Source organism: Agrobacterium rosae (assembly GCF_002915175.1).
Lineage (GTDB): Bacteria > Pseudomonadota > Alphaproteobacteria > Rhizobiales > Rhizobiaceae > Agrobacterium > Agrobacterium rosae.
The window spans coordinates 296,810-306,943 of the sequence record NZ_NXEJ01000007.1 but is presented as its reverse complement, the minus strand read 5'-3'; the positions used below and the strand labels follow the sequence as shown (position 1 = coordinate 306,943).

The window sequence follows — 10,134 nt, the reverse complement described above, 5'->3', positions numbered from 1 at the left end:
TCGCAGCACTCAAGCTTGCAGCGGTAAGAATATGGATCGCTTCATATAATGAGTCCGCGTCCTAGTCAGAGAGCGATATGCCGATTTCGGTCCGACCTTAGCTCGCGAGAAGCTGATTGAGCAACACCAACTGGCGATCGGCAAGGAAACGCTGCGCCAGTGGATGACCGAGGCAGGCATCTATATCTCACGGAAAGAACGCAAGAAGCGTGTCTTTCAACCACGCGGCCGACGCGACTGCTTCGGTGAGCTGGTGCAAACCGATGGATCGCACCACTGGTGGTTCGAGAACCGAGGACCAAAATGCGCCCTTCTCGTCTACATCGATGACGCCACCGGCAAGCTGCTGCATCTGCGTTTTGCCGGATCTGAGAACACATTCGATTATCTGCATGCGACAAAAGCCTATTTGCACCAATGGGGTAAGCCGCTGGCATTTTACAGCGACAAGCACGGCGTGTTTCGCTCTACGCATGCTTCGCAGAAAGATCGTACGAGTGGGCTGACGCAGTTTGGACGCGCACTCTATGAACTGAACATCGACATCATCTGCGCCAATACCCCACAGGCCAAGGGCCGGGTTGAACGGGCCAATCAGACCCTGCAGGATCGGTTGGTCAAGGAGCTGCGGCTTCGCGGTATCGACACGATAGAGGCTGCCAATAATTATGCTCCAGAATTCATTGTCGATTTCAACGCCCGTTTCGGCAAGCCACCACGTAATCAGAAAGATATGCACCGTCCCCTCGCCGCCCATGAGAACCTCGACAGTGCCATGTGCCGCAAAGAGGTTCGCACACTGTCGCAATCCCTGACGTTGCGCTATGACAAGGTGATATTCATCCTAGATCCAACAGAACGGGCAACGTCACTGGCGGGACAGAAAGTCATCGTTTGCGATTATCCTGACGGCCGCCTGGAGATCATGCACGAGAGCTTTACGCTGCCCTACAGGACGTTTGACACGCTTCGCTCCGTCCACCGGTCGCCCGTGGTTGAGAACAAGCGACTGGATGACATGCTGTCACTCGTTGCTCAGATGCAGGAAGGCCGAGATCTACAGCGGAGCAAACGTGGTCCGCGCCGAACCGGACAAACCAACAGTATGTTCGAGATACCCGATGGTAGCCATAGCAACGGTTATCAAAAGCGCGGGCGCAAGCCTGGGAGGCGAACGGATTTCATGAACGATCCGGAGGTGATTGCGAGACGACAGAAAGCTCTCGCTCGAATTTTGGCCCAAACCGGACATTAAGTTGCTGCGACTGGAAACCCATTGGACACGCTCAACAACCTACAGGCTGGGCTAGGGATTAGGTTGTAGCAGGCTCTAGGAGGGTGAGCGAAGCATTATCGGCATCGATTTGAGCCAAGCCCCCATAAGGCAACGTGATCATTGGCTGTGTGTGCCCAAACTCCATACCAGACAAAACGGGCAAATGGATTAGGCCTTCCTCCGCCAAAACATCGATGAAGACCTGTTCAAGGCGAGATCGATAAGTGTCATTCCCGGCGGGGTCAGGCTGCGCGACGAGGATGCCCGAAAGGCGCTTCAAAATCCCTTGGGCGGCGAAATTGCGTAGCCAGTATCTTATGAAATCAGGAGATGGGGCATCTTCGGAAGTCTCGTAGAACAAGATGGCATCCGACCAATCTTCAGGCTGCGGCCACCAAGGGGTGGCCTTCAGCATTTCCAAGACCTCCGCGCACCCACCAATTAACCTGCCAGTCACAACACCTCTGCCCTGAAGGAGCTTCGGCCTAAAAGCTGCCCGTAAAGGCGCAGGCGTCAGTTGGGCTGAGACGTCAGCCCAGTCCGTTTTCTCGCACGTCCAACCCTCCAAGTTCGGCTGAATTTCTCCCAACGGCTCGGCTCGAAACAAAGCCTTACGGACTCCATCAGCCGTGTACCCATGAACTCCACCGTTTTCGGCAAAGCCAGACATAATGCTTGGCCCATAGAAAGAAGAAACACCCGCTGCCATGCATGCAAAATGCAGGGCAGTTGTGTCGGAGTAACCCAAGAGAATTTTGGGGTTATCTCTGATCACTGAGAGATCGAGATGCGGAATGAGCCTGATCGCGTCACTGCCTCCGATGGTCGCGAATACAGCATCTATTGAAGGGTCTGCGAATGCTTGCATGATATCAGCAGCTCTAGCAGCCGGATTTGATGATATCCAAGCCGCTGCTGCTAACGTGTGCGGCATCTCGATCACCTCGACACCAAATATCTGCTCTAACTGCTGCTTTCCAAACTCATATCTCGCCGGAAATACCGATGGCCCGCCCCACGATGGCGATATTGCAGCAACTCGGCTACCGCGCATCAGATGCTTGGGCTTTAAAAGTGATTTAGTTGGCAAGAGATTCCCCAATTTGAACGTCGCGCGTAAAAGATAAGCATTCAACACTTTCGCACCTCGGTCAAACGATGAGGACCAAGCACCTCCTCCAGCTACGCGTAGATTCTGGCCTCCAAGTATCGATACAAGGGTTAGCCTTCGGCATTAATCGGTCCATGCCATGCGTGAAACGAACGTCCGCTATTGGCGCAATGTAGTCGTGAGGAGTGAGGAAGCTAAAGCCGAAGGGGTGTTCCATCACCCGCCCCCTCCCTACCCCTGCAACCCGGGCCAGTCGGTCCGGTCGGGGGCTAATCCTTGGTGCCAGTGTCGCATTTCTAACGGGCCAGCGGCGTTGCATCTCTAATCAGCTTTGACACTGGATGTAGGCTGCGACAATGGAATACGCTCATCGAGAAAGACAGATGCGACCTCCTTCTACCATGACTGGATCGATGGCAACAAATCTCATTACTTCTTGTTCTTCCCCTGATCGTAATGCCACTTGATGGAGAAAAACATGCCCGTGCCCAAAACGAGAATCTTCAACGGAAAGAAGACAATCGGAAACCAATCTACCCAGTCTGACATTTTGAAAATTTCCAGCCATTACGTTGCGCTATCGATTGTGAAAAGCACTACATCGTAATTGCGGCATGCAACATCAGCTATGTTGACGCAGAGGGCATCATAAATGGACCGAGGACCACCACGAATGAGCCACTGTCGCCTTAGTCAAATGGTGTTTCTGCTCGCCTTAGGATCGTCGTCGCCCTCCTGTGCCCAGACAGCAAATTCCGAGAGCCGTCATATACAGGCAGCAATCATGCTTGATGGCACCGCTGACCCATTTTTGGGAGCGGCCATGTGTCGGATGAATGAAGAGTGTGATGTCATTTCCAATGCTGAGCCTCGTATCAAACTTTCCATCACACTCAATCAACAAGATGGCGAGCTTGGCACGATGGTTATTGAATGTTCTTCGGACTGCTCGTTTGTGTCAGGTCGATCGCGGGTGAGTTTGCAGAACCAACGGTCATTTGAAATTTTCGATGGTGCCGAACGCGGGGAAATCAAACTGGTGCTGAAGCCTCGGCGCAAGATCGGCGATGTTTTCCTGATCGTTCGATAGCTTGAACACAATAAAGCTGAGTATTCAGAAATTTCAATGATATCAAACCATTGTGGCCTTCCGCATTTCGTATAAGTTGTTCTGATCCCTTTTCTACAATGGCTCATTTCATCTCCATGCAGTTTCGCGAACGCCTTATCCTTTATGCACTCCTGACATCCTTGACCTCGCTCAGCATCGACGCCCTGTTGCCCGGCCTGCGCGCGATTGGAGCTGAGCTGGGTACGCCACCGCCGCTCTCCACCCAACACGTCATTTCGCTGTTCATTTTCGGAATGGCGTTTGGCGAGCTGTTGCTGGGGCCGATATCCGATGCGATTGGGCGGAAACGCGCGCTTCTGTTCGGGCTCGGCATCTATCTCTGTGGCACCGTCATCGCGATGCTGGCGAATTCGCTGGAGATGGTCATTGTCGGGCGATTTTTGCAGGGCATCGGTGTGTCCGGCCCGAAGATCGCAACGCGTGCCATGATCCGCGATCAGTTCGAAGGAAATGCCATGGCGCGGGTCATGTCCTTCATGTTCACCCTCTTCATTCTGGTGCCGATGATTGCGCCCGCGCTGGCGCAGGTACTGATTTCCTTTGCGGGATGGCGCAGCGTCTTCGTCGCCTATCTGGTGATTTCTCTCGCCCTTGGCCTTTGGCTGGCCATTCGGCATCCGGAAACATTGCCTGCTGCGCGGCGCATTCCATTTCGCCCGCGTCTGCTTGTGGCCAATGGCATCCGCATCCTTTCCAACCGTCGTGTCACGTTGCTGTTTGTGGCAAGCGGCCTCGTCTTCGGCGCGCAACTCCTGTATCTCAGCACAGCTGCCGACGTCTTCTATGATGCCTATGGCGTTGCAGAGACCCTGCCCTTTTATTTCGCCGGGCTTGCCATTTCCATGGCGCTGGCCTTCTTCATGAATGCGAGGCTCGTTCAGCGCTTCGGCATGGAGGCCATGGCGCGTGGGGCTTTCATCGGTCTGGCCAGCATAACATTTGTCATGATGATCGCCTCCATCGCTTACGGAAACCACCTGCCCTTTCCCGCTTTCCTCGTGATGCTCTTCATCACCTTTTTCACCATGGGCCTGCTGTTCGGCAATCTGAATGCCTTGGCCATGCAATCTCTCGGACAGATCGCCGGCTTCGGCGCATCCATCATCGCCTCGGGGTCGAGCCTTGTTTCGACGCTCTTCGCCATTGCTTTCGGTCGGCTTTATGATGGGACGGTCGTATATCTATCCGTCGGCTTTTTCGTTGCGGGTATCAGCGCGCTTGCGGTAGCGGAAGTGGCTTTGCGCAGCGACGCCTCGGCGGTGCAAGCGGCTGACTGCTGATGTCATTATGAGAGGCCGGAATGATCACGACACATGACGTCGTAGCGAGCTTGTTCTTAGCCGGTATGTATTCAGGAGCATTCCTGTTGAACCGCTTTTTGTTTCCCAACCGCTTCATATGGATTTTCCCAACCTGGAAATCGAGTTATATCGCCGCTGCCCTCATGTTCGTTACTCTATTCGTGCTCTTGCTTTTCGAATGAGCGACAACCCGCAAATAGCTCTTGGGAAATCGCGGCTGCGCTTCTAAAAGACTGTCTGAGTTCGTTTGAGAAGAAGTGTTGATGCCGCAGATTTATGTTGATGCCGATGCGTGTCCGGTGAAACCGGAGATTTTGAAGGTGGCTGAGAGGCATGGGCTGGAGGTGACGTTTGTTGCCAATTCCGGGCTGCGGCCTTCGCGCGATCCGATGGTAAAGAACGTTATCGTATCCAGCTCTTTCGACGCCGCCGACGACTGGATTGCGGAGCATGCGGGCGAAGACGATATCGTCATTACCGCCGACGTGCCATTGGCGGGGCGTTGCGTCGCCAATGGTGCGCAGGTCACCGGGCCGACTGGCCGGATTTTTGATAAAAGCAATATCGGCATGGCAACGGCGATGCGTGATCTTGGCGCGCATCTGCGGGAAACGGGTGAGAGCAAGGGCTACAACGCTGCCTTCTCGCCTCGTGACCGCTCCCAGTTTCTGGAAACGCTTGACCGCATGTGCCGTCGGGTCAAGAAATAGGCCGGTTTGGAGAACATCAATGAAAACACCGCAGCAGAAGGTCAGCAATTATTCGAGGCATCGGCCCTTTCTGATCGCTGTTGCGCTCAGCGCGCTGGTGTTGGTGGGGCTGCTGGTCGCCATACCGTCTCTGGCGGTCGAAGGCGCGGCGATCGCTTTCTTTTTGACCTATCTCGGGATTATCTGTTTTCACCTCCCTCGCCTCACCGCGGCGCATATGAAAGCGCATGCCGACAGTGACGATCTGCCGGCGATCGCAATCATCGCCATAACGTTTCTGGCGGTGGGCGTTTCCGTCGCATCGCTGTTCATTGCGCTCAATCACACGGCTGGCGAAACCGCGTGGTCTCTCACGCTCGCGTTTTTATCGGTCTTGCTCGGCTGGCTGACCATTCATACGATGACGGCGCTTCATTACGCTCATCTGTTCTGGCGGCCCTCTAGAGCTCATGAGAAGAAGCAACCGCGCGGTGGCATGGATTTTCCCGATACCGACGAGCCGGCGATTTACGAGTTTCTCTATTTTTCCGTCGTCATCGGCATGACGGCACAGACATCAGACGTCGCCGTCACCACGACGTCGATGCGCAAAGTCGTGCTTCTGCACTCCATCGTCTCGTTCTTCTTCAACACCGTTCTCGTCGCTGCGGCCGTCAACGCCGCTGTCTCGCTGGCGGGCTGAACGCGTCTTCATACAAGGAATAGCTCCATGAAAATCATCTCTCAAAACTCCGCCTTTGGCGGCATGCAGGGCGTCTTTGCGCATGATTCCAGCGTCACCAATTGCGAGATGACATTTGCCGTCTACGTGCCGCCAAAAGCGACAGAAGAGCCCTGCCCGGTTCTGTGGTATCTCTCTGGCCTGACCTGCACCCATGCCAATGTCATGGACAAGGGCGAATATCGCCGTATGGCGTCGGAGCTCGGCTTGATCGTGGTCTGCCCCGATACCAGCCCGCGCGGCAATGATGTCGCTGATGAACTGACCAATTGGCAGATGGGCAAGGGCGCTGGCTTCTACCTCGATGCAACACAAGAGCCTTGGTCCGAGCATTACCAGATGTACAGCTACATCACCGAGGAACTGCCGGCGTTGATTGCGGAACAGTTCCGGGTGGATATGAGCCGTCAGGGTATTTTCGGCCATTCCATGGGTGGCCACGGCGCCATGACGATTGCGCTGAAGAACCCGGATCGCTTCAAAAGCTGCTCGGCCTTCGCCCCTATCGTCGCGCCCTCCTCCGCCGACTGGTCTCAACCTGCGTTCGAAAAATATCTGGGTGAAGACAAGGCCGCGTGGCGCCAATACGACGCTTGCGCGCTGGTGGAAGACGGTGCGCGTTTCCCGGAATTTCTGATTGATCAGGGAAAGGCCGACAATTTCCTCGAAAAAGGCCTGCGTCCATGGCTCTTCGAGGACACGGTCAAGGAAACGGATATTGCGCTGACGCTGCGGATGCACGAGCGTTACGACCACTCCTATTATTTCATCTCGACCTTCATGGACGATCACCTGAAATGGCATGCGGAGCGGCTTGGCTGACGTCTGAGCTGGCCTAAAAACGACCGGAAGACAAAGCTGTTGCCAAGGCGGCAGGACGGTTCAGACGGAACTCTGTGATTACACGCTCTGAAATACCATAAGCGAGTTCCTCATCGATGGCAGCTTTGTCAATACCAACAATGGTAGCGGTGAATTTCGTCTCTGCCACCACCTCACCCGTTTGCACCGCCGCCGCACGCACGACCACGCGGGCCGACGCACGCTCACCGAACATGAATGTTCCCTTGCTGACGGAAAGCAGGCGAATGGTCAGGACGACGCGTGGGCGGTTTCTGTCACGGGTCGTGGAGGTGATCGCATTCGAAATGTGATAATGAACTGATTGCATCAGTTCGGCGGGAACGTCCGGCTTTGCTGCTACGAATGCGCCGCGCACGTCATACATCAACCGCTCGCTCTCGCTCATTTCAGGCTCCAGCCTGAATGACATGAGCGTGAGGGACGCCAGCAAGACGATGCCAAGGCGCTTCAGCGATCGGTGCACGATAGACGCCTCCCCTTACGTTAGGATGTGCGCCCATAATCCGCATTTACGGTTAGAAAATCGTTAAGGCGTCAGGCGTTATCCGCTCTTGGCAGCCGTCAGCACGTCTGTGGCCGCGCGCATTTCCACGAGCCTTTTGGCGCGTCGTATCTGCGCGTCCTCGTCCTCTCCCCACTGCTCGGCGGTCCAGTCCTCGTCCAGATGCGCCAGAGCCCAGACCTCCTCGAGAGAACGTTCGCCCTCTGCCAGTGCAAGCGCCAGAATAGCCGAGCCGGTGAGCGTCGTCATTGTGTGCAGAGCCGCAAGTTCAATCGCCGTATCGTATTTCCTCAGTGTTACGGCAAACGCGGCAATGGCTTCACGCGGCTGCTCCTGATGCATCACACCTTCGACAAGAACGAACCTCGCGCCCAGCGAATACGTCGCCCAGTCGATGATCGGATCCCAATGTTCGGATTGACGCGCCACGAACGCTTCAGGCTCCCCTGCCCGGTAACACAGAAGATCGGTGGACGAAAAACGAAGGATGTCCTCGAACACTGCCTGCGTATCTGCGGCAATGCCATCGATTGCCGTGTTGATATGGCGCGACACCGGCATCAGTGTTGGGTCGATGACCTCGGTCTGCGCATCCCACTCGTCGCGCAATAACTGTGCCAGCGTTCGCGTCGGCACGGTCAGTGGGCTCTTGGCAGGTGTGCGTAGGGGTTTGCCGTCAAGAAGGATGTTGAAGGAACCCTCCTCCGTCTCACCCACGGTCACATCCTTGTAGAAACGCTTCGGCAAAGGTTTCTGCATCTGGATTTGCGAACGGCGGATGGGGTCGGGATGGCTGAGACCTTCGGTCAGGTCATTCAACAGGTCACGCATGATATGTCCTTATCAGCCCGGAATGTGACCGGGAATTTCACTGGGATGCTCAACGATAGCGTCGGCGCCGGCTTTCCACAGGTCGTCGACGGACGCGTAGCCCCAGGCAACGCCGACAGCCTTCGCACCGGCAGCCTTCGCCATCTGCATATCGTAAATCGCATCGCCGATGACAATGGTATCGGCCGGGACGATGCCGGTCTGGCTGCAACATTCCGTCACCATGGCCGGATGCGGCTTGGAGGGGCAATCGTCGGCGGTGCGCGATACGATGAAATGTTGGCGGAATCCGTGTGTATCCATGATGAGATCAAGGCCGCGACGCGATTTGCCGGTGACTGCACCCATCAACAGGTTTTCGCGTTTTGCCAGTGCATCGATCATGGCAGTGATGCCGTCGAACAAAGGCTCCTGAAAACCAGCCTCGGAACGGGTATCGCCGAAAATCGCCTTATAGTGCGCGGTCATTGCCAGAGCTTCGTCGTCCACATGCGGTTTGCTCTGCATGCGGGCAATAGCGATGTCTAGCGTCAGGCCGATGATCGACTTGGTCAGCGACACATCCGGTCGGCCATGACCAAAATGGACAAAGGTGCGCGCCATCACCTCATGAATGAGGCCGACGCTGTCCACCAGCGTGCCGTCGCAGTCGAATAGGACAAGCTTCATTCGTCGTCTCTGTCGCCGTCTGCCACATCAAGGCCGAGCAGATTCCATGTCTGCACCATGTGTGGTGGCAAAGGCGCCGTCACGCGCAGGCGCCCGCCGGACGGGTGGGGAATGTCAATCTTGCGCGCATGCAGATGCAAGCGTTTCTGGACGCCGCCAGGGAAATCCCAGTTGCTGTCCTCGACGTAATACTTGGGGTCGCCGATAATCGGGTGGCCCATATGCAGAGCGTGGACGCGCAGCTGGTGCGTACGGCCCGTATAGGGTTCCATTTCCAGCCATGCCAAGTTCTGCGCGGCTGTATCGATGACGCGGTAATAGGACACGGCGTGGTCGGCACCCTCCTCACCATGCTTGGCAATGCGCATGCGGTCGCCATCCGGCGTCTGTTCCTTGACGAGCCATGTCGACAGCTTGTCCTGGTGCTTGCGCGGAACGCCCTTCACCAGCGACCAATAGGTCTTCTTGGTGTCGCGTTCGCGAAAGGCAGCCGTCAGCTTTTGCGCAGCGCCTCTAGTGCGGGCAACGACGAGAACGCCAGATGTATCGCGGTCGATACGGTGAACGAGGCGCGGCTTTTCACCCTTGGAGCTCGTCCATGCTTCCAGCAGACCATCGATATGGCGGTTTATGCCGGAGCCGCCCTGCACGGCAATGCCGGCGGGCTTGTTGAAAACGAAAACCTTGTCGTCTTCATGCAGCAGCATACGCTTCAACAGATCGACATCGTCGGAGTTCTTGAGGTCGGTCGAGCTGATCGGCCCGCCCTTGACCTTTGAATCGACATCGAGCGGCGGCACCCGGACCATCTGTCCAGCTTCGACGCGCGCATCGGTTTTCACCCGGCCGCCATCAACACGAACCTGCCCGGACCGCATGAGCTTTTGCAGCGGTCCGAAGCCAAGGCCCGGATAGTGAATCTTGAACCAGCGATCGAGACGCATCCCGCCCTCTTCGGCCTCGACCTTGATGTGCTCGATACCTGCCATGGCAATTCCAGTCTTTCTTTTCTCAACT

General features: G+C 55.9%; 10 protein-coding genes and 1 pseudogene. 6 read left to right on the top strand and 5 right to left on the bottom strand.

The window, feature by feature from the left end:
- Positions 1-61: 61 nt before the first annotated feature.
- Positions 62-1,255: pseudogene (locus CPJ18_RS15925) on the top strand (ISNCY family transposase); the annotation flags it as partial.
- 58 nt (positions 1,256-1,313) lie between these two features.
- On the opposite strand, the gene CPJ18_RS15920 reads toward CPJ18_RS15925, so the two are convergent.
- Positions 1,314-2,411 carry a S66 family peptidase gene (locus CPJ18_RS15920; protein WP_245445421.1) on the bottom strand — a complete coding sequence of 366 codons (1,098 nt, stop codon included), beginning with the start codon at positions 2,409-2,411 and terminating at the stop codon, positions 1,314-1,316.
- A gap of 760 nt (positions 2,412-3,171) precedes the next feature.
- Between CPJ18_RS15920 and CPJ18_RS15915 the strand changes: the two genes are divergently transcribed.
- The 5 genes from CPJ18_RS15915 (at position 3,172) to fghA (ending at position 7,073) form a co-directional block, all read left to right on the top strand.
- Positions 3,172-3,477, top strand: coding sequence for a hypothetical protein (locus CPJ18_RS15915; protein WP_146258692.1), 306 nt, complete (start codon positions 3,172-3,174; stop codon positions 3,475-3,477).
- Positions 3,478-3,575: 98 nt separating this feature from the next.
- The gene (locus tag CPJ18_RS15910; RefSeq protein ID WP_245445420.1) at positions 3,576-4,799 is read left to right on the top strand and encodes a multidrug effflux MFS transporter; all 1,224 of its coding nucleotides are present in this window, start codon (positions 3,576-3,578) and stop codon (positions 4,797-4,799) included.
- Positions 4,800-5,083: 284 nt separating this feature from the next.
- Entirely contained in the window at positions 5,084-5,530 is a 447-nt protein-coding gene (locus tag CPJ18_RS15900; protein ID WP_103584058.1) for a YaiI/YqxD family protein, read from the top strand.
- Positions 5,531-5,549: 19 nt separating this feature from the next.
- Positions 5,550-6,212 (top strand): DUF1345 domain-containing protein, encoded by a 663-nt coding sequence (locus CPJ18_RS15895; RefSeq protein WP_103659315.1) that lies wholly within the window; start codon positions 5,550-5,552, stop codon positions 6,210-6,212.
- Positions 6,213-6,239: 27 nt separating this feature from the next.
- Complete coding sequence (gene fghA / locus CPJ18_RS15890) at positions 6,240-7,073, top strand: S-formylglutathione hydrolase (protein WP_103659314.1); 834 nt, start codon at positions 6,240-6,242, stop codon at positions 7,071-7,073.
- 13 nt (positions 7,074-7,086) lie between these two features.
- Here fghA and CPJ18_RS15885 read toward each other — a convergent pair whose 3' ends face one another.
- The 4 genes from CPJ18_RS15885 to CPJ18_RS15870 form a co-directional block, all read right to left on the bottom strand.
- Entirely contained in the window at positions 7,087-7,524 is a 438-nt protein-coding gene (locus CPJ18_RS15885) for a hypothetical protein (RefSeq protein ID WP_153366984.1), read from the bottom strand.
- 132 nt (positions 7,525-7,656) lie between these two features.
- Positions 7,657-8,448: an ATP12 family chaperone protein gene (locus CPJ18_RS15880; RefSeq protein WP_103659312.1), complete on the bottom strand. Its 792-nt coding sequence runs from the start codon at positions 8,446-8,448 to the stop codon at positions 7,657-7,659.
- A gap of 12 nt (positions 8,449-8,460) precedes the next feature.
- Positions 8,461-9,117: an HAD-IA family hydrolase gene (locus tag CPJ18_RS15875; RefSeq protein ID WP_103659311.1), complete on the bottom strand. Its 657-nt coding sequence runs from the start codon at positions 9,115-9,117 to the stop codon at positions 8,461-8,463.
- Positions 9,114-10,106, bottom strand: a complete 993-nt coding sequence (locus CPJ18_RS15870; RefSeq protein ID WP_077100819.1) for an RluA family pseudouridine synthase — start codon at positions 10,104-10,106, stop codon at positions 9,114-9,116. The genes CPJ18_RS15875 and CPJ18_RS15870 overlap by 4 nt, the downstream gene beginning before the upstream one ends.
- Positions 10,107-10,134 lie beyond the last annotated feature (28 nt).

Coding starts and splice junctions, on each gene's coding strand:
- CPJ18_RS15915 (WP_146258692.1), top strand. CDS start 3,172: ATGCTTGATGGCACCGCTGACCCATTTTTGGGAGCGGCCATGTGTCGG.
- CPJ18_RS15910 (WP_245445420.1), top strand. CDS start 3,576: ATGGCTCATTTCATCTCCATGCAGTTTCGCGAACGCCTTATCCTTTAT.
- CPJ18_RS15900 (WP_103584058.1), top strand. CDS start 5,084: ATGCCGCAGATTTATGTTGATGCCGATGCGTGTCCGGTGAAACCGGAG.
- CPJ18_RS15895 (WP_103659315.1), top strand. CDS start 5,550: ATGAAAACACCGCAGCAGAAGGTCAGCAATTATTCGAGGCATCGGCCC.
- fghA (WP_103659314.1), top strand. CDS start 6,240: ATGAAAATCATCTCTCAAAACTCCGCCTTTGGCGGCATGCAGGGCGTC.
- CPJ18_RS15885 (WP_153366984.1), bottom strand. CDS start 7,524: ATGTCATTCAGGCTGGAGCCTGAAATGAGCGAGAGCGAGCGGTTGATG.
- CPJ18_RS15880 (WP_103659312.1), bottom strand. CDS start 8,448: ATGCGTGACCTGTTGAATGACCTGACCGAAGGTCTCAGCCATCCCGAC.
- CPJ18_RS15875 (WP_103659311.1), bottom strand. CDS start 9,117: ATGAAGCTTGTCCTATTCGACTGCGACGGCACGCTGGTGGACAGCGTC.
- CPJ18_RS15870 (WP_077100819.1), bottom strand. CDS start 10,106: ATGGCAGGTATCGAGCACATCAAGGTCGAGGCCGAAGAGGGCGGGATG.